25 protein-coding genes are annotated in these 21,348 nt (G+C 41.2%); 15 read left to right on the plus strand and 10 right to left on the minus strand.

Features of this window, described 5'->3' with window-relative positions; all coding sequences use genetic code 11:
* The 4 genes from EWV66_RS09025 to EWV66_RS09040 all read right to left on the minus strand — a co-directional run.
* A partial coding sequence (locus EWV66_RS09025; RefSeq protein WP_287108874.1) for a Uma2 family endonuclease occupies nucleotides 1-373 on the minus strand: 373 nt, incomplete at its 3' end.
* Nucleotides 374-651: 278 nt separating this feature from the next.
* On the minus strand, nucleotides 652-1,329 hold the full coding sequence (locus EWV66_RS09030) for a ParB N-terminal domain-containing protein (RefSeq protein WP_287108875.1): 678 nt from the start codon (nucleotides 1,327-1,329) through the stop codon (nucleotides 652-654).
* Entirely contained in the window at nucleotides 1,330-2,679 is a 1,350-nt protein-coding gene (locus EWV66_RS09035; protein WP_287108877.1) for an AAA family ATPase, read from the minus strand.
* A gap of 366 nt (nucleotides 2,680-3,045) precedes the next feature.
* A complete protein-coding gene (locus EWV66_RS09040; RefSeq protein WP_072923509.1) occupies nucleotides 3,046-3,987 on the minus strand; it encodes a serine hydrolase in 942 nt (313 codons plus the stop codon).
* Between the two features lie 110 nt (nucleotides 3,988-4,097).
* Between EWV66_RS09040 and EWV66_RS09045 the strand changes: the two genes are divergently transcribed.
* From EWV66_RS09045 to gshA, 9 genes are all read left to right on the plus strand, one after another.
* Complete coding sequence (locus EWV66_RS09045; protein WP_052275727.1) at nucleotides 4,098-4,760, plus strand: 4'-phosphopantetheinyl transferase family protein; 663 nt, start codon at nucleotides 4,098-4,100, stop codon at nucleotides 4,758-4,760.
* Nucleotides 4,761-4,857: 97 nt separating this feature from the next.
* The gene (locus tag EWV66_RS09050; protein ID WP_287108880.1) at nucleotides 4,858-5,991 is read left to right on the plus strand and encodes a glycosyltransferase family 4 protein; all 1,134 of its coding nucleotides are present in this window, start codon (nucleotides 4,858-4,860) and stop codon (nucleotides 5,989-5,991) included.
* Nucleotides 5,992-6,046: 55 nt separating this feature from the next.
* Nucleotides 6,047-6,340, plus strand: a complete 294-nt coding sequence (clpS, locus tag EWV66_RS09055) for an ATP-dependent Clp protease adapter ClpS (RefSeq protein ID WP_193959481.1) — start codon at nucleotides 6,047-6,049, stop codon at nucleotides 6,338-6,340.
* A gap of 2 nt (nucleotides 6,341-6,342) precedes the next feature.
* Nucleotides 6,343-6,627: a DUF2103 domain-containing protein gene (locus EWV66_RS09060; RefSeq protein ID WP_052275730.1), complete on the plus strand. Its 285-nt coding sequence runs from the start codon at nucleotides 6,343-6,345 to the stop codon at nucleotides 6,625-6,627.
* A gap of 5 nt (nucleotides 6,628-6,632) precedes the next feature.
* Complete coding sequence (locus tag EWV66_RS09065; protein WP_287108883.1) at nucleotides 6,633-8,579, plus strand: pentapeptide repeat-containing protein; 1,947 nt, start codon at nucleotides 6,633-6,635, stop codon at nucleotides 8,577-8,579.
* Between the two features lie 216 nt (nucleotides 8,580-8,795).
* Nucleotides 8,796-9,035, plus strand: a complete 240-nt coding sequence (locus EWV66_RS09070) for a hypothetical protein (RefSeq protein ID WP_052275732.1) — start codon at nucleotides 8,796-8,798, stop codon at nucleotides 9,033-9,035.
* Nucleotides 9,019-9,234 (plus strand): PIN domain-containing protein, encoded by a 216-nt coding sequence (locus EWV66_RS09075; protein WP_052275733.1) that lies wholly within the window; start codon nucleotides 9,019-9,021, stop codon nucleotides 9,232-9,234. The genes EWV66_RS09070 and EWV66_RS09075 overlap by 17 nt, the downstream gene beginning before the upstream one ends.
* A gap of 113 nt (nucleotides 9,235-9,347) precedes the next feature.
* Nucleotides 9,348-9,740, plus strand: a complete 393-nt coding sequence (locus tag EWV66_RS09080; RefSeq protein ID WP_052275734.1) for a pre-16S rRNA-processing nuclease YqgF — start codon at nucleotides 9,348-9,350, stop codon at nucleotides 9,738-9,740.
* Nucleotides 9,741-9,779: 39 nt separating this feature from the next.
* Nucleotides 9,780-10,934 carry a glutamate--cysteine ligase gene (gene gshA / locus EWV66_RS09085; RefSeq protein WP_052275735.1) on the plus strand — a complete coding sequence of 385 codons (1,155 nt, stop codon included), beginning with the start codon at nucleotides 9,780-9,782 and terminating at the stop codon, nucleotides 10,932-10,934.
* A 4-nt stretch (nucleotides 10,935-10,938) separates the two neighbouring features.
* Here gshA and EWV66_RS09090 read toward each other — a convergent pair whose 3' ends face one another.
* Complete coding sequence (locus tag EWV66_RS09090) at nucleotides 10,939-11,226, minus strand: YggT family protein (protein WP_052275736.1); 288 nt, start codon at nucleotides 11,224-11,226, stop codon at nucleotides 10,939-10,941.
* 241 nt (nucleotides 11,227-11,467) lie between these two features.
* Here EWV66_RS09090 and fumC point away from each other — a divergent pair, with 241 nt between their 5' ends.
* The gene (gene fumC / locus EWV66_RS09095) at nucleotides 11,468-12,871 is read left to right on the plus strand and encodes a class II fumarate hydratase (RefSeq protein WP_052278381.1); all 1,404 of its coding nucleotides are present in this window, start codon (nucleotides 11,468-11,470) and stop codon (nucleotides 12,869-12,871) included.
* Between the two features lie 120 nt (nucleotides 12,872-12,991).
* Here fumC and EWV66_RS09100 read toward each other — a convergent pair whose 3' ends face one another.
* The 5 genes from EWV66_RS09100 to map form a co-directional block, all read right to left on the minus strand.
* Nucleotides 12,992-15,319 carry a VPS10 domain-containing protein gene (locus tag EWV66_RS09100; RefSeq protein ID WP_287108887.1) on the minus strand — a complete coding sequence of 776 codons (2,328 nt, stop codon included), beginning with the start codon at nucleotides 15,317-15,319 and terminating at the stop codon, nucleotides 12,992-12,994.
* A 134-nt stretch (nucleotides 15,320-15,453) separates the two neighbouring features.
* Entirely contained in the window at nucleotides 15,454-16,080 is a 627-nt protein-coding gene (gene pth / locus EWV66_RS09105) for an aminoacyl-tRNA hydrolase (protein ID WP_052275738.1), read from the minus strand.
* A gap of 49 nt (nucleotides 16,081-16,129) precedes the next feature.
* The gene (locus EWV66_RS09110; protein WP_002739844.1) at nucleotides 16,130-16,354 is read right to left on the minus strand and encodes a DUF2811 domain-containing protein; all 225 of its coding nucleotides are present in this window, start codon (nucleotides 16,352-16,354) and stop codon (nucleotides 16,130-16,132) included.
* A gap of 444 nt (nucleotides 16,355-16,798) precedes the next feature.
* Nucleotides 16,799-17,200 (minus strand): universal stress protein, encoded by a 402-nt coding sequence (locus EWV66_RS09115; RefSeq protein WP_002758063.1) that lies wholly within the window; start codon nucleotides 17,198-17,200, stop codon nucleotides 16,799-16,801.
* A gap of 68 nt (nucleotides 17,201-17,268) precedes the next feature.
* Nucleotides 17,269-18,114, minus strand: coding sequence for a type I methionyl aminopeptidase (map, locus tag EWV66_RS09120; protein ID WP_185237030.1), 846 nt, complete (start codon nucleotides 18,112-18,114; stop codon nucleotides 17,269-17,271).
* Nucleotides 18,115-18,440: 326 nt separating this feature from the next.
* Here map and trxA point away from each other — a divergent pair, with 326 nt between their 5' ends.
* From trxA to EWV66_RS09145, 5 genes are all read left to right on the plus strand, one after another.
* Entirely contained in the window at nucleotides 18,441-18,758 is a 318-nt protein-coding gene (gene trxA / locus EWV66_RS09125; RefSeq protein ID WP_002787985.1) for a thioredoxin, read from the plus strand.
* Nucleotides 18,759-18,791: 33 nt separating this feature from the next.
* Complete coding sequence (locus tag EWV66_RS09130; RefSeq protein WP_002743550.1) at nucleotides 18,792-19,076, plus strand: DUF427 domain-containing protein; 285 nt, start codon at nucleotides 18,792-18,794, stop codon at nucleotides 19,074-19,076.
* Complete coding sequence (gene coaD / locus EWV66_RS09135; protein ID WP_002758057.1) at nucleotides 19,073-19,546, plus strand: pantetheine-phosphate adenylyltransferase; 474 nt, start codon at nucleotides 19,073-19,075, stop codon at nucleotides 19,544-19,546. Before EWV66_RS09130 ends, coaD begins: the two co-directional genes overlap by 4 nt.
* 36 nt (nucleotides 19,547-19,582) lie before the next feature.
* Complete coding sequence (locus EWV66_RS09140; RefSeq protein WP_052275740.1) at nucleotides 19,583-20,242, plus strand: ATP synthase subunit B family protein; 660 nt, start codon at nucleotides 19,583-19,585, stop codon at nucleotides 20,240-20,242.
* 160 nt (nucleotides 20,243-20,402) lie between these two features.
* Nucleotides 20,403-21,200 carry a hypothetical protein gene (locus tag EWV66_RS09145; protein WP_287108890.1) on the plus strand — a complete coding sequence of 266 codons (798 nt, stop codon included), beginning with the start codon at nucleotides 20,403-20,405 and terminating at the stop codon, nucleotides 21,198-21,200.
* Nucleotides 21,201-21,348: the final 148 nt, after the last annotated feature.

Here is a 21,348-nt window from a genome sequence, read left to right on the forward strand (position 1 = left end):
CAATTAATTCCGGCGCTCCTTCTACATAATCATCTTGACTAATTGTCGATTGTCCTCCCTTGTCAATTCTTAATAGGGCATCCGGTTGGGGTTCGTTATCAATATCTAATCTCACGGTGGCATTATCACCCAATCTAACACCGGGAGTCGCCGCTTTATAGAGAGCTAACCATCCGATAATATTAGCATGAGGCTCGGCGTGACTTTCAAATCTGAGGGGAGATGCCATATAAACAATTCCTTCAATTAATTCCGCTTTTTTGAGATGGGGCATCCCTTGATAACGTCGTTCAAATTCCCATCGAGTTAATTTATCGCCGTTTTCTAGGGGAGGAATTGTTAAAGAAGCAGCTATTACTGGGGTAGTTGTCATAAGTTTTCTCTTTTCACCCGTCTTCTAGGTAAGTGTTTCTAATTAAATAGAAGATAGATTTTGCCCTTGATCCCCCCTGCCCCCCTTATTAAGGGGGGTGCCGATAGGCGGGGGGATCCCCCCTGCCCCCCTTGATAAGGGGGGTGTCTGACAATTTTTAACACCTACCTACTTAGTTAATCTTTGCCCGCTATCGGATCGGGATTTTTTCCTGATATTCCATTATTATAACACCCATCGGTAGGGTGTGTTAAAGCATCTCAACACACCCCAAAAAATCAATTGTGAGTCAGCAAATAATCGACAAGTTTAGCCAACCTTACTTGCCCAATTCCTGTCACTCGTCGCTTGCGTATATCTTCCACAGAATCAAAGGGCTTTTCTGAACGTTTTTTCAGAAAGTCATTAACAGATGCAGGTGGAATTCCCGCTTTTTTAAGTTGATTAGCGTCACAGCTATTCAAAAGCTCTAAAATAGACTTAGAAGGAGGAGGAGGAGGAGGAGAAATCATAATTTTTTCTTCCAGTCTTTTGATTTCTTTTTGGTACTCCTCTCGGATTGCTTGTAACTGGGTTTCTAATCGTTTTTCAAGATTACTCATCCTCAATTCTAGAGGATTATCTATTTTTTCAGGCGTGGTAATTAACCCAGGAGAAGGAGATAATAACTGCATTTGCTGTAAAGCGATATTCTCCGCTTCTTTATCAACCACAAAAGCGTTAATAGTTTCTAGGCTGCGTTCTTTTTCTTTAGCAATTAAACAGGCATAATACTCTAAATTTCCCTCAATAATCTGGAAGCGTTCAAAGCCAATTTTTTTGAGAATGACAGGACGCATTAAGCCCTTCATTGCTACAATAAGATTAGCTAAGTTGTGTAAATCTGTTTCTGGAAAATAAGAACGCTCTTTAGTAGCTACCACGTCCTGTAAATCAATTAGTAAAAAATCCCACATTTATTTAACTCCTATTTTAGCTAAAACTTCGATTGCTAAGGCTTCAAATTCTGCTGCTGATACTCCCGCATCGCCTTGATTTTCGGCATAATCCATTATAGATTGGGGAGCAGGAATTTCTAAATCTCCCACGGTAACGTATTGATTTATACAGCGAGATAAAGGCATTCTTTCCGAGATAGTCGATTCCATCAAAGGTAAACCATATTTGTCTGGAATCACTTGTTTTTGTCTGGGAAAATTAAATCTTAAGTATTGAGCATGGGTGGAAATTTTGGAAGGTAAAACGCCTAAAATTTTTAGGGGTTCTTTACCTAAATTTTCACGACTTTCGTTAATTGCTTCCTTGATAAAACTTTTTACACTATTTAAACCTTGATTAGAAAATGGTTTAAGATCTGATGGAATAATCAGATAGTCGGAAGCAATTAAACCAGCTTGAGCATAAAAATCTAAGGATGGCGGTGTGTCAATAATAACAAAGTCATAATCATCTCTAACTTTATCTAATTTTTTAGATAATCTTGTGTTAGAGGTTCCGTATCTGGTTAGGGTAGTTTGTTTTTCAATTAAGCTAATATGAGCGGGAATTACATCAATTTCTGGATGATTAAATCCCTGAGATTTTCTGACAACAGTTGGCACAAAAGTTATGTCTCCATCATTGAGCAAATGAAAGACATTTTTATCTTTTAAATCATCGTCATCATCGAATTGAAACTTAATTAAACCAACGGCAAAGGTACTATTAGCTTGAGCATCAATATCAATTAATAAAACTCGCTTGCCTTTTTTACTCAAGGCTGCCGCTAGATTGGTAGCGACGGTGGTTTTACCAACACCACCTTTATGATGATAAATTGCGATGGTTTTCATGGGGGTTCTGTGGTTGATTATTGGAGAATTAAGCGCTGGAATACCCAGGGATAAAGTTTCGTAGCCAATCAGAGATTTTAACTGTTCTAAGTGAGCGGCAATTTCTGACCCAGAACATCTAAAAACTAAATAAATTTTATCGGGTTTTCTTTGATAAAGTTGAATCTCATAACCATTGGTTAATAATCCCCACCGCACTTTAAAGTAGTTGAGATAATAACCTAAGCGGTGACGATGATTGATGAGCTTTTCTCTGGGGTTTTTAGCCTCAATAATTAGACAGTGAGAGGGTAAAAACTGCTTTTTATTGATAGGTTTTTGAGCATAAACAAGGAAATCTAAGCGGACTTTACCAAAGCTAACTTGTTGATACCAATGTTCGGGATTGTAGCCTAGTTTGGGTAGTAAATACTGGACAATTAATTTACTCTCCACTTCCCTTTCGTTATGACAATGGCGAGGATTGAAAGTCACACATTTGAGTAAATACTTAAGAACAACTTATTGTTAGTTTAAATGATGACAGCCCTTCTCGTCAAGGTGAAGCACAGACTGAATCCTTACTTAAGTGGGGAGGCACAATTATTGGTAGGATGGGTTAGCGGTAGCGTAACATGAGCGGACGTTGGGTTTCATGCTTCAACCCAACCTACGTTCATCTTATATTTAATTCCACCCACCTACTTAATCGAGTATTTCAGATGCAAGAACAAACCCCATCTATCCCAGAAAAGCTATATATTGAGATGAATATCAGTCAATTTACGGGTTCATGACAGTAGGATGTTTATCTAACACTTTTGACAATGACAGAGAAAACCATCCTACCCACAGGTTAAATTAATTGAACTGCATAATTTTCTCGGCTACTTTCTGGGAGATAAAAGGTAAAATTGAGCGATTTTGACTGTTATCTTTTCCCTCGGTAAATACCACCAATAGATAGGGAGTATGATGGGGAATTTCAATATAGGCTGCATCGTGACGTACTTGACTTGTCCAACCAGCTTTTGACCAAATTTGACTATTTTCTGGTAATCCTTGTCCCAAAAATCCTAAGATTTGTGTATCATCTCCTTGACTTGTCCAATCAGCAGGATTAAGACTACGTTTTAGTAAAGACATCATCATCTGGGAACGTTGGGAAGAAACCGCAATCCCCCCAACAATAGTATGAATTAAACGCGCCACTGCATTGCTAGTTAACATATTGCGATTCTCCATTAATTCCCCTAAAAAAGCGCGTTCACGTCCATAGGGACCATCAGACCAAGTTTTTTGATTAACGTTAATTGTCGCTAATTCTGGCCAATTTAAGGATTGAAAATAACGATTAACTATGTTGCGTTGTTGCTTCCAAGTTTCAAAGGGACCGGCGGAAATTTCTGGACCGCTAGTGGTTCCCGTGACCAGATCTACAACTAAACTGGTAGCATCATTACTAGAGTCAACAATCATGTCACGAATGGCGCGATTTAATTCGCTGCTTTCGGCAATCATCCCCCCCTCTAACCACTCATGAATCGCTACTAGATAAAATAATTTAACTAAACTAGCGGGATAGGTTCTTTCTTGTCCGCGATAGCTAAATCCGCGGGGGGAATATTTCCAGAATTCTTCGTGAGAAATTGCTCCCCCCGTGTTGACGATAACAGGAGGATCATATACTATCCAAGTTAGGGCAATTTGTTCTTGAGCTAATTGGGTAAATTCTCGCCAAGTTGTTTCTAAAATATCTGTACCGAACTGTTGGAGGTGGTCTTCAGTATGAAAAAAGTTCATAGGTGTGCTGCAAAGTCAAGAGTTAGAAGGTGGATAAATTCTTGAGTCGGCAATTCTCATTTTAAGGTAAAATTTACCGATAATTAATTATTTGATCGCTTCTGAGTTTAATGTTTATATCTACCGATGAGGTTCATCTCTATTTTATCAGTCTCGATCCCTCTGGGGATAGACGAGAAAAACTGGCTTCTTTGCTCTCGGAAGATGAAATAATTAGAGCTAATCGTTACCATTTTCCCCAACACAAGCGGCGTTTTTTGGTGGCTAGGGGATGTTTACGGGAGATTTTAGGGTCATATTTGGCGATAAGTCCCGAAAAAATCGAGTTTATCTACAGTGAACGGGGAAAACCGAGTATTAACTACCAATTGCAGTTTAATCTCTCCCATTCCGAGGAGATGGCCATCTGTGGCTTGACTTTAACCGCTCGCATCGGGGTAGATTTAGAGAAAATGCGCCAGATGAAAGATCTAGATAGCTTGACAAAAAGGTTTTTTTGTGCTAAGGAACATGAGCTTGTTGAAAAGTCCGCAGAGAAGGAAAAGCTATTTTTTCAGTTATGGACGGCAAAAGAGGCTTATTTAAAGGCAGTGGGAACGGGAATTAGCGGGGGACTCGATCAAGTGGAAGTGGGCCTCAACCCCTTAAAATTAGACAATGTGGCGGGGGAATGGCAATTATGGACAGCGGCAATCGGCGATAATTATCGAGCGACGGTGGTTATCGAAGGTAGCGATCGAGTGATTAAAACCTTTGGCCTTTCTGATCTATGATTAATTGGGGAGTTAATTGCCTTGAGAAATTCAGTAATTATTCCTAGCTATCTCGAAAAAAGCTTGCCCTTAACTATTACTTAATCTTGCTTTCTCTATGCGAATTGCTCTTTTTACAGAAACTTTCTTACCGAAAATCGATGGCATTGTCACCCGTCTTAAACATACCGTAGAACACCTACAAAGATTAGGTCATCAGGTATTAGTTTTCTCTCCCGATGGCGGTTTAAAAGAGTACAAAGGTGCTAAGATTCATGGAGTTACAGGGATTCCCTTACCCCTATATCCGGAATTAAAAATGGCTTTCCCCCGGCCTTCAGTCGGTCAAGCTTTAGAGAGGTTCAAACCTGATATTATTCATGTGGTTAACCCGGCTATTTTAGGGGTGGGAGGCATTTATTTTGCCAAAACTATGAACATTCCCCTCGTCGCTTCCTATCATACCCATCTCCCCCAATACCTACAACACTATGGATTAGGTTCCCTAGAAGGATTACTCTGGGAATTATTAAAATTGGCCCACAATCAAGCAAGTTTAAATCTCTGCACTTCCACTGCTATGGTACAAGAATTATCTAGTCGTGGCATTGAAAAGGTCGAGCTTTGGCAAAGGGGAGTTGATACGGAATTATTTCAACCTCATTTAAAATCCCCAGCTATGAGACTGAAATTATCCCAAAATAACCCCGATAGTCCTCTCTTATTATATGTTGGTCGAGTGTCGGCCGAAAAAGAAATTGATCGCATTAAACCAGTATTAGAAGCGATTCCCCAAGCAAGATTTGCCATTGTGGGAGATGGTCCCCATCGGGAAGCTTTAACAAGTCATTTTGCCGACACAAATACCCATTTTGTCGGTTATTTACAGGGGTTAGAATTAGCCTCCGCTTTTGCTTCCGCAGATGCTTTTCTTTTTCCCTCACGCACAGAAACCCTCGGTTTGGTACTTTTAGAATCCATGGCTGCCGGTTGTCCGGTGGTGGCGGCAAATTCGGGGGGAATTCCCGATATTGTCACCGATGGAGTTAATGGTCATCTCTTCGATCCTAGGGATGAAAAGGGTTTAATTAGTGCCACCCAAAGATTACTAACCGCCAAGGCAGAAAGAGAGGAATTACGACGAAATGCGCGCCTAGAAGCGGAAAAATGGGCATGGCAAGCGGCCACCAAACAATTATTAAATTACTATCACCGGGTTTTGAATAATAATTCTGTGGCTTTTGCCGCTTAATTGTTGTCAAAATGCTCGAATTTAATTGCAAAAACCTTAACCTATTGTAACTTCTATGGCCAGCGCACCCAGTACCACCTTAGATAAGTCCACCCAAGGGTTCAAAAAGACTTATCCCAACTATAAAGTTATTGTTCTCAACGATGACTTTAACACCTTCGATCATGTGGCCAATTGTTTAATTAAATATATCCCGGATATGACTACAGATCGAGCTTGGGAATTAACTAATCAAGTTCACTACCAAGGACAAGCAATTGTCTGGACAGGTCCCCAAGAACAAGCGGAACTTTATCACCAACAATTGCGACGGGAAGGATTAACTATGGCTCCTCTAGAGGCCGCATAATTATGAATAATGGTCGCTTAGTTTGGAATCATTCTACTCATATTCCGGGGTTGATTGCGGTATTAGAAAAGTTAATTACCTATCAAGGAATCACCACTGTCACCCCGGGGGTACTTTCTCGCTCAAAAGGTCATTGTCCGCGGTTACAATTGCGGATATCAGTGCCGATTCGTGGTGGTTTTAAGCTGATTGCGAGGACAGGAAAAAGTGTTCAAGAAGTCTTTGTTATCACCGATTTCAACCAAGAGGACTTAGAGATGGCTATCCAAGCTTGTTTAGGAAAATAACTGTCGTGGGTGCGTTGTTGAAAGGCTGCTGGTTACTAATTATTTTTTTTCTGTTTTTCTGTTTACATTCTCTCCCTAGTTTGGCAGTAGTGGATAGAGTTCCCTTAACAGTAACTTTATTGCAGGAACGTTTAAGCGCACCCGTCCTTAAAGAAGGGATGACTACCATCGATTTAGCCAATTTAGTTATCGATATCCGCGATGAAAATAAAGAACTACAAGAACAATTTTATCAACAGATTCAAGGTCAAATTAATCGCGCTAAACAACCCCTAGGTTTAGATTTTAGTAATTCCTTAATTCAAGGCAATTTTATCGCTTCTCGTCTCGGTTTACCAACTCCTTTAACAAAAGTGGCTCTCGCTACCTTATTATCACCCACGGAAGAACAGTTATTACAACAGGACGAAAATTTTTTATTCGATAGCGATGAACCGGTTTTTAATGTCACAGTATTTCGCGGACCGGTGAAGTTGCAGGGAACCGTATTTATGGGAGAAGTGGACTTTTCTAAGACTTTTTTTCTGCAAATTGTCGAAGCAATGGCAGCAAAATTTAGTCGTGAAAGTAATTGGTTAGAATCCCGTTTTGCTAGGGTGGCAAAATTTAGCAAAGCCACTTTTATGGGAGATGTAAATTTTAGTCAAAGTCAATTTTTAAATAAAGCCATCTTTCGCGCGGCCCATTTTAAAAGTATTACTAACTTCCATGGCAGTCATTTTACTGCCGAAGCTTATTTTGATCAAACCAAATACGATAAACTCGCAGATTTTACCCGTACTTTCTGGCAAAAAGAAGCTAATTTTTCCCAAAGTCAATGGCGAGATCGTCCGCTATTTTCTAAGAGTAGATTTTTAAGTTTATTAACATTTAGAAATGCCACTTTTGAAAAATCGGGTGCTTTCCGGTCTAGTTATTTTAATGGTGTGGTTAGTTTTCAAGACGTGAAACTTTTAGATCAGGTAGATTTTAGTAATTCCACTTTTACTAAAAATAGTTACTTGACTGTATCAGGATTAGCTTTTGATTCCGATAAAGCGAAAATTCTAGGAGATAGAGGAGTAATTGGTCAAGCAATTTATTTACAAAACCTAGCAGGAAATGAAACAGTTTTAAGAAATTTAGTTCGTAATTTTCGCTCCCTAGAACAAATTGCCGATGCTAATCAAATTGAATACAAAACTGAAAAATTGCGAGTTCAACAGTTAAAACAAAAACTAAATAATATCTCAATTATTCGCCTAATTAACCTCACTTGGGTAGCTGATTTTCTGCATACTTCTTTCCTTGCTTTACTATTACTCTTAAGTCAAGATGGTACAAATTTTAGTTTAGTTTTCGGTACAGGAATCATAATTTTTGCCTATTTTGGCTGTTTATTTTGGTTAATTGATCGCGTGCGTCGTCTCACTCCTAAACCGGTAATTCCTAGTCGTTATGAAATCTTTTGTATGGTAACTAGCTATATTATTCTCACCCTTTCCGGTGTGTTTAATATCCTGCAATCTGCCAGTCGTCCCCTACTAACTTTAACAGCTATTGCCCTAATTCTTGTCCCCTTACCCCTAATTTTAATTATCGAACTTTATCGTCGGGGACGCTATCACGATTTAATGGATAGTTCCTATTTCCTGCAAGATGGCAGTATGCGACAATTACGCTTATTAATCACCCGTTTACCCGTAGTTCCCGAATTTCCCCTTTTTCGCGATCGTTATACTCCTATTCCTTGGCAAAAGCGTTGGAATTGGTTAAATTATTACGATTTAAGTCTCAATAATTTGCTAAAATTAGGCTTTAATGATTGGCGAGTTCGCGATCAAGAATTACCCGCTATCATTTCCTTTTTAGTTTGGTATCAATGGGGTATCGGCATCTTTTATATCACTCTCCTTATCTGGACTCTCTCCCGCACGATTCCGGGGTTAAATCTCTTGATTTATTTAAAATAAACTGTAAAAATTGAAATACAGCAGTTATCTTTTCGTTTTGAGGAGCCGAAATATGAGTGGAAAAATGACCCTTACTTTGAACCGTGATACCTACGGAAGGTTAAGCTGTTCGTAATTTAAATGCTTGACAGCTTAGTGAGTGTTCGCCGTGATTTTCTATCACTGTTTGAGGAATCGAATTAGAATCTTGATAATCTTACTAAAGAGGAAAAAAACATGAATGCCAAATTGATTGAATCTCTCGTCCAAATTATCCAATCCCTTTCTGAAGAAGAAAGATTGCTCTTAGAGAAAAAATTAGCTGCCCATGAAACTCAAACAGATTTTGATAACCTAGCCCAAGCTTTAGCAGAATTGCGACAAATTTGTGCTGAAGAAAACTATACTATAGAAGTTCCTCCTCGCCAAGATCGTTCTAATCCATTTGCAGAAAGCTTAAATGACCTTCCTGGCTGATACTAACATGATCAGCGAGTTAGCACGTCCCCAACCTAATGCTGGCCTGCTACAATCATCGATTGCCTTAAGTGTCATCACCCTCGAAGCAATTTACTATGGTTTAACCTCAAAACCAAAGGCCAGAATTAACACTTGGTTTCAGCAGTTCTTTATTACTGTCAAATTATACCAATTACTTCTGAAATTGCTTTCATAAAGTTAATTTTGTCAAGGATTGTTAAGATGCGCTTACCCTGCTAAAACCCCAAAACCCAAGACCCTAATTTAGTGATTTAATAAAACCGACCACTGCTGCAGGAGATAAAAACTATGTGTATTCTCGGTTTTGATCCGGGTAAGGATAAATGTGGAATCGCGGTCAGGTCATCGACAGGGAAAATTTATACCCATGAGGTGATAGCATCGTCACAAGCGATCGAGCGTTTAGCCAGTCTCTGTCAACAGTATCCGATCGAATTATTGGTGATGGGGAACCAAACCACCTCAAAAAGTTGGCACCAAAAAATTGCCGCTCGTGTCACTATCCCGATTACTCTAGTGGATGAACGCAATAGTACCCTAGAAGCGCGCGATCGCTATTGGCAAATGTTTCCCCCCAAAGGATTACAGAAACTCATCCCCCAGGGGATGCGTCTTCCCGATCGCCCCATTGATGATATAGTAGCGATTCTACTGATCGAACGTCATTTACAGTCCAAATAATGTCAAACTACAAAATAGACACAGCAGGGTGAATTGACGATGCTCCTAAGTAAAGGTTTTGAAGTGGAAATGTACACCGGAACAGCAGCCGGAGAAATTATCGGTTTATCCGATCGCATTGTCAAGGATTTAGATGGTTTTGTCCGAGAACCAGATAGTCGTAACGTAGAATATACTACGGCTCCCATGACTAACTATGACCGTCTTTTATGCGCTACTTTAAAACCTCGTCTCGCTCTACGGCGATATTTGCGTCGTTTAGGCGATTATACCCTCATCCCTGGCAGTACCCTCTCCTTGGGCGATAGTCAACATTTTTATCGCAGTGACCCCCACAATCCCTATCATGACTATATTGAACAGACCTACGGCACTAATGTGGTCACGGCCAGTATTCATATTAACGTCGGTATTAGCGATTATGAGGATTTAATGCGTGCCTGTCGCTTAATTCGCCTAGAAGCTCCTTTATACTTGGCTTTAAGCGCTTCCTCTCCTTTTCTCGATGGTAAAATCACCGGTTCCCATTCCCGTCGTTGGCAAGTTTTCCCCCAAACTCCCGCTGATGTTCCCCTCTTTGAAAGTCATAAACATTTTGTCACCTGGACCGAGGAACAATTAAAACTCGGTACCATGCAGAATGTTCGTCATCTCTGGGTGTCGGTACGTCCTAACGGTAGCAATCGTCCCTATAATCTCAATCGTCTAGAATTGCGAATTTGTGACCTGATTGCTGATCCTATTAGTTTATTAGCAGTTATGGCTTTTTTAGAGGCCCGTTTAACTCAACTTTTACAAGCTCCCCAATTAGACCCCTTAATTTTAAGTCAATTACCCAGCAGCAATCGCAGCGAGGATTTATTAACTTTAACCCAAGAAAACGAACAGGCTGCCGCGCGTTTTAGTCTTGATGCCACCCTGAGACATTGGTACGATGGCCGGGAAATCTTGGCTAGGGATTGGATTAAAGACCTCTATGTTCAAGTTTATCCGATCGCTAAAGCAAGGGGTTTTAGTTGTTTTCTCTCTCCCCTACAAAAAATCCTCCGCGAAGGTAACACTGCACAACAATGGTTAAAACAATACGACCAGGGTATGGATGTTAAAAGTATTATCAAACAGGCGATTATTACCCTAGAAAAACAGGAACGAGAGTTAGAACATAAATTATGTCAGCATATTCTAGTCGCTTAAATAATTATTTTAAGGCCATGGTAATTAAACCCTGTTGACCGAGAAGAATTTCCCGCAGCAGCGTACAAATTCCCACCCAAATAATTGGAGAAATATCAACTCCTCCCAACGGTGGGATGAGTCGACGCACGAGGATTAAAAAAGGTTCCGTTGGCCAGGCAATAATATTAAAGGGAAAGCTATTTAAATCTACCTGTGGATTCCAAGTCAGCACGATCCGTAAGATAAACAAAAGGGTCATCAACCCTAAGATAATTCCCAATGTCCAACTTAATGCGATCGCTGTGTCCATAGTCTCCAATCCCGTCTTTTTTACTGATTATCTTCCCTAAAATATAACAGTTTTTGTTTCATAATCACTCCAGCACCCTGCCAGTTATTCTTGTCAACCCCCCGGGTAAAAATGCCGCCAGAAAAAGTTCCAATAGGGCTTGACAAACCAGCCAGACTTGACTTATACTTTTCTTATAATGGGAATCCGTCTCGCCCTGGAGACCCTCTCTTTTCAGGCCAGATGCAGAAGTAACTTAAAGATGACAGAATTTCGCATCGAGAAAGACAGCATGGGAGAAATTCCCGTACCTGCCGATAAACTTTGGGGAGCGCAGACCCAAAGATCCCTACAATACTTTAGTATCGGTGATAATCTCATGCCCCGGGAGATGATCGCGTCCTATGCCATTCTCAAAAAAGCCTGTGCAATTGTCAATCAGCAAAAAAATCGTCTCAGTCAGGAGAGAAAAAATCTTATCTGTCAAGTCTGCGATGAAATTTTAGCCGGACAACACGCAGATAACTTTCCCCTCTACGTTTGGATGACGGGAAGTGGCACTCAATTTAACATGAACATCAACGAAGTCATCTCCAATCGTTGCAGTCAACTAACGGGGAATCCTCTGGGTAGCAAAACTCCCGTCGATCCCAACGATCATGTTAATATGTCCCAATCGACTAATGATTCCTTTCCCTCGGCCATGTATATTGCCGTTGCCTTGGCAGTCAAGGAAAAATTAATTCCCAGTCTGCAACTATTACGGAATAGTCTCGATGAAAAGGCGCAATTATGGGCAAATATAGTTAAAATTGGTCGGACTCACCTACAGGATGCCACTCCTTTAACCCTCGGACAAGAGTTCTCCGGTTATGTGGGTTTATTGGATGATGGCAGCGATTGGCTAGAAAAATGTCTAGAAAAAGTCTATCGTTTATCCTTGGGAGGAACAGCAGTGGGTACGGGAATTAATGCTCCCCCGGATTTTGATCGAGATGTGGCTGCCGAAATCGCTAATCTGACCAAATTACCCTTTATTACCGCTCCTAATAAGTTTACCGTGCAAGGTTCCCACGATGCTCTCGTTTTCTTGAGTGGGGGACTGAAAACTATCGCTAGTTCCCTGTATAAAATTGCTAATGATATCCGTTTACTTAGCTGTGGTCCCCGTTGTGGATTAGGAGAATTACAGCTGCCGGAAAACGAACCGGGTTCTTCAATTATGCCGGGGAAAGTTAATCCCACCCAATGCGAAGCTTTATCGATGATAGCAGTGCAGGTGATGGCTAATGATTTAGCGGTGACGATGGGAGGCGCCGGAGGACATCTGGAAATGAATGTCTATAAACCGCTGTTGATTCATAATCTCATGCAGTCTATCCGTTTGCTCACTGATGGTTGCGGTAATTTCTGTCAGTTTTTGGTTAAGGGGATGACTGCTAATCAAAAACAAATTGAGACTTTTTTAAATCAATCCTTGATGCTGGTGACTGCCTTAAGTCCCGTGATTGGCTACCAAAAGGCTGCCTACGTCGCTCATTATGCCCTAGAAAAGGATTTAACCCTGAAAGTGGCAGCCTTGCAACTGGGATACATCAAGGAAGCGGATTTTGATCGCATTGTTGACCCCGCTAAGATGGTCAATCCCTACGTTGCCGATGGTTAATTCTCTGAGGGGTTGACTGCCGTAAAAATCAGAGGTCGCAGGCAGGCACGGATTCCCATTATATATATAATTATAAGGCAAGCGGCGGGATTTGTCAAGCCCCGCCGGTGAAAATTTCCGCTAAACTTGGCTAATGATAGCGAAGAAAACAAAGAGAAAAACCATAAATGCCCCTGCCATGCGGAAGAAGGATTTAGGAAGATTAATAACTTTCTCCAGTTTCAAGAAACCCACCAGAAAATAAGCGGCGATTGCTAGGAGAATCGGGATAACCACGCGCAAGATTGTGCCAAGGGGACCGGAGAAAAACTCACCGATTTTATAGCGGGTTGTATTTTCTTCCGCATGAGGAGGAATAGTTACACTTGTCCAAGTTTCTCCCCCATCGGTGGAACGAAAAACTGTAGTTTTAGCGCCACCAAAACCGAATAAAGTTTTATCTTGAGCGTAATTAGGAGAAAACTGGACGGAGATACCAGAAGAAGGGATACTATGAATTTTCACTAGGGGTATTTTAGGATCACCAATTGATTTAAAAGTTTCTCCTCCATCGGTAGATTTAAACAAGCCATTTCCCTGTAAACTAACTATTACCGTGCGATCATTAGCATAATCAGGAGAGATAGCAATGGTTTCTACCGAGGTATTGGGATTAAACCCCGGTTTCTCTAATTTTGTCCAACTTTTAGCCCCATCTTTGCTGACAAACAAACCAGAAATTGTCCCAGCAAAAATAGTTCCATCACTGGGATAATTGGGAGACATTGCCAACTGCACATTAGCGGTTTTTGATAGGGGTGTTCCTTGGCTGACATTTTTCCAAGTTAGTCCACCATCAACACTTTGATAAATACCCTCTGTTCCCGTGACAAACAAAGTTTTATCCTTAGCAAAATCGGGGGAAGCTACCATAGCAGGGGCATAATTACCGAAAATTCTGCCCACTTCACTGATATTTTTAACCGTATTTCCTCCATCGGTAGAACGAAATATTCTCCCCTGCTGATTGGTGAGAAAGAGAGTTTTATCCTTGGCAAAATCTGGAGAAGGAACTATTCTCGGACCGCGGACTCCTTCATCGATTTCGATAATTTTCCATAAATCACCACTGTTATCGGATTTGGCAAATCTATTGCGTAAAAACCCAGCAAAAATAGTTCTATCTTCTCCATAGTTAGGAGAAAAGGCAATGTCAAAGAAACGCCGGGGATCTTGTCCTGATTCTTCGGGATCTTTACCAAGTCGATAAACCTCTAAACCGCGATTAATTGGTGTCCAAGTTTCCCCTTTATCCCGACTGATGAAGATATTGCCTACATAATTAGCAATGACGACAGTACCATCCTGGGCATAATTAGGAGAAACCGCCATAGCGATAACTGTTGCCCGGGCTAAAGTTTCTATTTCCTGCCATTGTTTCCCCCTATCTGTGGTTTTAAATAAGCCATTAAATCCCCCCAAAAACATCGTATCTTCAACGACTTTTAAGTCCATAAAATGGGGAACTTTATAATCATCTGCTTGTTTGTCTTTGGTTAAACCCTCGCTCATTTTTGTCCAACTTTTGCCCCCATCCTGAGAAACATACATTCCGTCATACCAAGTAATGGCATAAAGGGTGGAGTTTTGGGCATATTCGGGAGAAATAACGATGTCTTCGATGATTTTATCCTTAATTCCTTCGTTAACGGCTTGGAAGGTTTTACCATCATCAACGGTTTTAAAAATACCTGCTTCTTTTGTACCGACAAAAAAGGTTTTATCCCTGTCTAGATTAGGAGAAAAAGCAATTGTATCTACTGCCCCCACATTAGCGGGTAAGGGGAGATTCTGCCAAGTTTTCCCCCCATCGGAGGAAGTGTATAATTTACCCTGTTCATCCCCGAAAAAAATTCGCCCTGGATTGTTGGGAGTAATAGCTAGAGAGGTTATCAGTGCCGTGGTGGGGAAAATATTTGACCAATTTTTACCGCCATCTTCGGTTAAATAAACCCCTTTTTCTAATCCCACTGCCACTGCTATATTGGCATCGGAAGGGGCAATTTGTACGAAGTTAATAAAGTTAGTTTCTAAACCCTGATTAACTTTCTGCCAAGATTCCCCCGCATCTTCACTTTTATAAATACCATCGGATCTTGAAGCTAGATAGAGAATATTTTTATTGAGGGGAGATAGGGATAAGGAACTTAATTCCCCCGTATAATCTAAACCTTGAATTAATCTTGTCCAGTTGCTACCTCCGTCGCTAGATTTATAAAAGTTATTTCGCACCAAGATATATACTGTATTATCTGTCTGGAAATCAGGAGAAACTTCCACTTGACTAATTACATCATGGGGACGATGGGCAAAAGCAGCATTACCCCAAAGACAAAAAACTGTAGCGATTATCAATAAAATGAGATTAAACTTGTGGGCGAATCTCAGCAAACTTTGGCGATTAATCATACTTAAACTACTAATATCGAGGATGAAAATTGACCTAATCTAGCAAAGGGCGATCAAAATTTAAGCAAGGGTTCTGTAGGAGTATAGACAAAAATGGCGATTATAACCATTACTAAAATCAGGCTTATTTGCTATCAGCATAGATTAGAGCCAATCTCTACACTTTGATTATTGTAGAGACTCATTGCCTTTTGTAACCCTTGTTTGAGACCAAGTTCGATCGCTTTTCTGGACAAGTCTAACACTTTCAAGATTACTTGGTTTTCTTGGGGGGTGAATCGGCCTAAAACGTGGGAAATAGTCGCTTTTTCGGTTGATTTACCGATTCCTATGCGTAAACGAGCGAAGTTTTCCGTGCCAACGTGGGCAATCATCGATTTAATACCGTTGTGTCCGCCCGCCGATCCCGATAGACGGATTCTCAACCGGCCTAGGGGCAGATCCATATCATCGTAAATAACTAAAATCGACTCTGGAGCTAGTTTATACCAGTCAAGCACCGATCGCACCGATTGCCCGGAGCGATTCATATAGGTTTGGGGTTTCAAGAGACGAATTTTGCCCGGGAGAGGACCGTCACCCTCGGCGATAAAACCTTGAAATCGCTTGTTTTCCTGCCAAGATAGCCCCCAATCCCGCGCTAATGAGTCCACAGCTTCAAAACCGATATTATGACGGGTGCGATCATATTTGGGTTCGGGATTACCCAAACCGATAATTAGCTGAGGAATGATTAAATTAGGGGTTTTATCGGAATTCATATGGAGAAATCGGGTTTTTAACCAGGACCCGATTCTTATTATCACCGAATTAGCACTCCGAGCGCTGGAACAAAGTTTCTAGATAAACCTTGGCACAGCTATTTTGCTCCTCAAAATTCATCCTTTCGGGGGATTGACAATTAAGCAAAAAAAATGATAGTGCCGCCGTAAACACACCATCTTGATCCCAACCGGGGTGAGTTTCTAGGTATTGTTGTAGGGATTGGTGGAGAATTTCGGGGATTTCTGCCAAGATACTGACTGATGTATTCATATCGTTTACCTCTGATCGGAAGTGGGGAAATCCCTGACTCCTGTAGTGGACAGTAAGGACTATTGTGAGCCAAGTTGGAGGGAGTTGCAATATTACCAGATGTAAAGGAATGCTTTAGAAAAACTTAATATTTACGAGGGAATAAGGGTTAGAGCCAGATTTTATTTACTTAACTTAACAGTAACTCAGTATCTATCGATGGGGATTTTGACAATCAAGATTAATTTTTTCTGGAAGCAAGTGCCGATTCTATCGCTGTTGCCTGTGGAAAAGTCTGGGTAAACTGTGGAAAACTGGGGAGTGAGTGGGGAAATACCGGGGAATGTATGGGGGAAAACATCGGGGAAAAATAAGATTTGCAAATTTTAGTCAGCAGTGCTGCTCAAATCCGATCCCTGATAGCTGTCTCACCAGTCTGGGAGTCTTGACGCTGAGTGCTGGCTGCTATGCTTTTACCACCAATACGGAACAGGTAGCTTCTGCCACCACGAGACTACTAACAGAATCTTCGATCACCCGTTGAACTCCCGTTAATCCCCGGCTGCCGATCACGATCAGATCAGCTTGATAGATATTCGCTAAACGAATAATTTCCTCCGCTGGATCACCAAAGATGACTTCGATTTCACTAGGGGTAGCAATCTGGGATTGATAGCAGCGCAATTGATCTTCAATGATCTCACGGGAGGGATGAGGGCGATCCACTGCCGATTCATCTCCCTTCTTACCAAGAATATGGGTGATGATGATGTAAGAATTTGCCGTTAGAGAGAGGGAATTCAAAGCATGAAGGACTCGATGGGATGATTCCCCACAATCCAAGGCAACAACGATATTTTTAAACATTTTGACTAAATCCTGCCGCTAAATAAATTTTCAATTAAGATTCCGGACCAAAAAATCTATAGACAATTTTATAGGTTATTGCGATCGGTTAGGATTTCATAACCTGTGGCGGTTACTAAGACAGTATGCTCAAATTGAGCGGAGAGAGCATTATCCATCGTCACCACCGTCCAACGATCGCGTAAAGTTCTGGTATGTTTAGATCCCGCGTTGACAATTGGTTCAATGGCCAGAGTCATCCCGGCGCGCAGTTTGACATTGGGTAACTCATTAGTGCGAAAATTAAATACCGAGGGTTCTTCGTGGAGATTTCTGCCGACTCCATGGCCGGTAAAATCTTCTACCACCTGGAAACCGTTAGCTTGAACGTGATCTTCGATCGCTCCTGCGATATCGAGCAGATAATTGCCAGCTTTTACCTGATTTATGCCTTTATATAAAGCTTCTTCCGCTACGCGGATTAATTTCTTGGCTTTGGGAGAGACGGAACCGATCGCGATCGTGATACAGGAATCCCCATGATAACCTTGGTAGTAGGCCCCCGTATCTACCTTTAACACAGAACCGGCTTTGAGGCGTTTTTTCGGGCTAGGGATACCGTGAACGACTTCGTTATCGACGGAGGCACAAATCGAGGCAGGAAAGCCATAATAACCTTTAAAACTGGGAGTAGCACCCATTGCGCGGATACGTTTTTCCGCATAGACATCCAGATCCGCCGTCGTCATTCCGGGTTGAGCGATCTGGGCAATTTCTTTGAGGACTGTAGCGGCAATTTTACCCGCTTGTCGCATAATAACGATTTCTGCGGCGGATTTGGTCTCGATTCCCCGGCGGCTTTTCTGTACTCGCGGTGAACCTACTTGCTCTGGGGTTTTAGTTTCGGGAAAAAGCAGCTTGGTTAGGATGTTCATGGAAAGTTGGCTGTCGAGTCTTTACCTAACTTAGCATTTTCCCGGCGATCGATGACTGCTCTGGAGAAATCAAAAATTTTCCGTTAGGTGAGGAGATAGGAGACTCCGAGACAGGAAATGGGGAGGTAGGGAGTGGGGAGATGAGGATAAAAAAGACAAGAGACAACTATACTAGCCATAAAACCGAAAATTATCGCAAATTTATCTGAGTTTTAAGATATTTTGAGCCGATAGCACATCGAGAACTTACTTTTGCAGGAGAGCTAAGGGACATTTAGAAAAGCTATAGTAGGGAAAAGGCTATTTTTCTGGCGAGGTGACAATTTATGGCAGTCAAAAAAGAGTTTTCCAGTTTTCAGGAACTGTTGCAAACCACTAATCTCCCCGTGTTAGTGGATTTCTATGCCACTTGGTGCGGTCCTTGTCAAATGATGGCTCCGATTCTAGAACAAACGGGAATGTATTTCAAAAATCGCCTACAAATTGTCAAAATTGATACAGACAAATATCCCAATTTAGCCACTAAGTACGGTATTCAAGCTTTACCGACTTTAGTAGTCTTTAAAAATGGTCAACCGATCGATCGAATCGAGGGAGTGATGCAGGTTAACCAACTGGTTCAACATTTACAAACTCTGTTGTAAGATGATTTTGAACCAGAACTAGGAGTTAGTGTCATGGCAAAGGCGATTTGGAATGGTGCAGTGGTAGCGGAAAGCGATAACTGTGAAATTGTCGAGGGAAACTACTATTTTCCCCCCGATACCATCAAAGCTGAATATTTTCAACCCAGTAACACCCATACCATTTGTTCTTGGAAAGGAGAGGCTAGTTATTATACTCTCAGGGTAGATGGACAGGACAATAAAGATGCCGCTTGGTATTATCCCGATCCTAAACCAAAAGCCCAAAATATTAAAGGATATATCGCTTTTTGGCGAGGTGTGAAGGTTGAGAAATGATCGCCATCTACCCCGGCAGCTTCGATCCAGTTACACTCGGTCATTTAGATATTATCGAACGCAGTGTGCCACTATTCGAGCGAGTAATCGTGGCAGTTCTCTGCAATCCCCATAAAAACCCCCTGTTTACGGTCGAAAAACGCATAGAACAGATCAGTTACTGTACAAAACACCTGAAAAACGTTGAGATAGACAGTTTTTCAGGATTGACGGTTGAATATGCCAGATTAAAAGGTGCTAAGGTGCTGTTGCGGGGGTTGCGGGTTCTCTCAGACTTTGAAAAAGAACTGCAAATGGCACACACCAATAAAACTCTCTGGGAAGGAATCGAAACGGTTTTTTTAGCCACCACTAAAGAATATAGTTTTTTAAGCAGTAGCGTGGTTAAAGAAATCGCTCAATTCGGTGGCTCTGTCACCCATCTAGTCCCAGAAAACGTTTCTAGGGATATTTACTCATACTATAGCTAACATACTAAAATACAGTAATGAGGACGATCTGAACCTATGGCGCGCCGAGAACCTAATGATCCCAGAAAAGCAGTACCTAACACTTCTAATAGTGGGGTTCCCAGTCCACCCGTCGATTTCGATATCTATCAGGATCTGGCGCGTCTGCAAGAGATGATTTTTGATAGTTTCCATATCCCCCTCACCCGTTGGACAATCATCGATGAGGGACAGATAGCCGAACAGATCGATCTCATCTATGAAACCGTGCCACCAGCAGTACAGAAAGCTTTAGCAATTTTGCAGGAAGAACAGGAAATTATCACTAAAGCAGAAGAATACGCTCAACAAGTCCTTCGTTCCGCTCAACAAAGAGCCGCCCAAATTCTCGATGAGTCCGGTATTATTCAACAAGCAGAACGGCAAGCGGCCCAAATTCGTCAACGGGTTCAGCAGGAATGCGAATCCTTGCAACAACAAACCCTCGATGAAATCGAACAGATGCGTCACAGCACCTTGCAGGAAGTGCAACAGTTACGACAAAAAACCCAAGCTGAATGTCATGAAATTCAAAAAGGCGCTGACGACTATGCCGAAGCGGTTTTAGAACATCTCGATCGAGAATTAGGGGAAATGTTACAAGTTATTCGCAACGGTCGTCAACAGGTAAGATCGAAACCAACATCTTCAAAAAATCTACCCGGAGAACGTCCTTAATCAGTGATCAGTTATCAGTGATCAGTTATCAGATGTAAGTTTTAAGTTAATTAGTTAGTTAGTTATCTTCATCTTTATCCCTGATTACTGTTTACTATTTACCGCTCGCTGAAAAGAACCAAACCTCCGATTCCTCACCGATAACTGATAACGGAATTTCATGAATAACTCCTCCTCGAATTCCCATCTATTCGGACGCTTTCTTAGCGGGTTATTCAGCTGGAAAATTTGGTTATTTGTCCAGATATTTCAAGGCAGTAACAGCTTTTATCGATTCCTGTATCATTATTTATATCGTCGTCCTAAAATCGATCGCATTCTCAGTAGCGATGTCATCTATATTCCCGATAAAAAACTTTATAGCATTCCCCTCGATGTGCTGAAAATGGAGCGGCAAATGGTTAATAGTGAGCGCCAGCAGTTGACTTCTATTACTACTTGGAAAGTTAAAACGATTCATCCCACCATCACCGAAACCGAGATACAACTCCACGATATTACCGTCGATTTACAACAGGTACACCTGATTAAATCAGACCTTAATAACTATGATTATACTAACACTCGCCGCTTGGCTCCTCTGGTGAAAACCTTACTTTTTGAAATTAACCCCAAAATTGCCAGTTTAGTAGAAAAGAAAAATCAATTAAATAGACTGCGAAATCTGGCCGCATCTTCCGAAATTTTTCATTCACAAACCCCATTGTACGATCGAGCAATTAATCAAGTCCAGCTAATTATTGATCAAGCGGAAGCTTTGAGACAAGAATGTTTAAAATTTATCCGAGAAACCCTGATCGAACGGGAATTAGTGCAATCCGAGATCGATAGCAATATCGTTGATTGTAACCTCGATTTTGCCAGTCAATATCAACTAATTCAAGAAAAATATCAACTCTGGAAAGAAGAAGTACAAGCTTATTTTGAATTAAAAGATTCTTCTCTACCTAAAAATTAACTATCACCGTCAGTTATCAGTAATCAGTTATCAGTAATCAGTAATCAGTAATCAGTAATCAGTAATCAGTAATCAGTAATCAGTAATCAGTAATCAGTAATCAGTAATCAGTAATCAGTAATCAGTAATCAGTAATCAGTAATCAGTA

The sequence above is a fragment of the Microcystis sp. M_OC_Ca_00000000_C217Col genome (assembly GCF_007095585.1).
GTDB lineage: Bacteria > Cyanobacteriota > Cyanobacteriia > Cyanobacteriales > Microcystaceae > Microcystis > Microcystis panniformis.

Coding starts and splice junctions, on each gene's coding strand:
- EWV66_RS09030 (WP_287108875.1), bottom strand. CDS start 1,329: ATGTGGGATTTTTTACTAATTGATTTACAGGACGTGGTAGCTACTAAA.
- EWV66_RS09040 (WP_072923509.1), bottom strand. CDS start 3,987: ATGAACTTTTTTCATACTGAAGACCACCTCCAACAGTTCGGTACAGAT.
- EWV66_RS09045 (WP_052275727.1), top strand. CDS start 4,098: ATGTTTATATCTACCGATGAGGTTCATCTCTATTTTATCAGTCTCGAT.
- EWV66_RS09050 (WP_287108880.1), top strand. CDS start 4,858: ATGCGAATTGCTCTTTTTACAGAAACTTTCTTACCGAAAATCGATGGC.
- clpS (WP_193959481.1), top strand. CDS start 6,047: ATGGCCAGCGCACCCAGTACCACCTTAGATAAGTCCACCCAAGGGTTC.
- EWV66_RS09060 (WP_052275730.1), top strand. CDS start 6,343: ATGAATAATGGTCGCTTAGTTTGGAATCATTCTACTCATATTCCGGGG.
- EWV66_RS09070 (WP_052275732.1), top strand. CDS start 8,796: ATGAATGCCAAATTGATTGAATCTCTCGTCCAAATTATCCAATCCCTT.
- EWV66_RS09075 (WP_052275733.1), top strand. CDS start 9,019: ATGACCTTCCTGGCTGATACTAACATGATCAGCGAGTTAGCACGTCCC.
- EWV66_RS09080 (WP_052275734.1), top strand. CDS start 9,348: ATGTGTATTCTCGGTTTTGATCCGGGTAAGGATAAATGTGGAATCGCG.
- gshA (WP_052275735.1), top strand. CDS start 9,780: ATGCTCCTAAGTAAAGGTTTTGAAGTGGAAATGTACACCGGAACAGCA.
- EWV66_RS09090 (WP_052275736.1), bottom strand. CDS start 11,226: ATGGACACAGCGATCGCATTAAGTTGGACATTGGGAATTATCTTAGGG.
- fumC (WP_052278381.1), top strand. CDS start 11,468: ATGACAGAATTTCGCATCGAGAAAGACAGCATGGGAGAAATTCCCGTA.
- EWV66_RS09100 (WP_287108887.1), bottom strand. CDS start 15,319: ATGATTAATCGCCAAAGTTTGCTGAGATTCGCCCACAAGTTTAATCTC.
- pth (WP_052275738.1), bottom strand. CDS start 16,080: ATGAATTCCGATAAAACCCCTAATTTAATCATTCCTCAGCTAATTATC.
- EWV66_RS09110 (WP_002739844.1), bottom strand. CDS start 16,354: ATGAATACATCAGTCAGTATCTTGGCAGAAATCCCCGAAATTCTCCAC.
- EWV66_RS09115 (WP_002758063.1), bottom strand. CDS start 17,200: ATGTTTAAAAATATCGTTGTTGCCTTGGATTGTGGGGAATCATCCCAT.
- map (WP_185237030.1), bottom strand. CDS start 18,114: ATGAACATCCTAACCAAGCTGCTTTTTCCCGAAACTAAAACCCCAGAG.
- trxA (WP_002787985.1), top strand. CDS start 18,441: ATGGCAGTCAAAAAAGAGTTTTCCAGTTTTCAGGAACTGTTGCAAACC.
- EWV66_RS09130 (WP_002743550.1), top strand. CDS start 18,792: ATGGCAAAGGCGATTTGGAATGGTGCAGTGGTAGCGGAAAGCGATAAC.
- coaD (WP_002758057.1), top strand. CDS start 19,073: ATGATCGCCATCTACCCCGGCAGCTTCGATCCAGTTACACTCGGTCAT.
- EWV66_RS09140 (WP_052275740.1), top strand. CDS start 19,583: ATGGCGCGCCGAGAACCTAATGATCCCAGAAAAGCAGTACCTAACACT.
- EWV66_RS09145 (WP_287108890.1), top strand. CDS start 20,403: ATGAATAACTCCTCCTCGAATTCCCATCTATTCGGACGCTTTCTTAGC.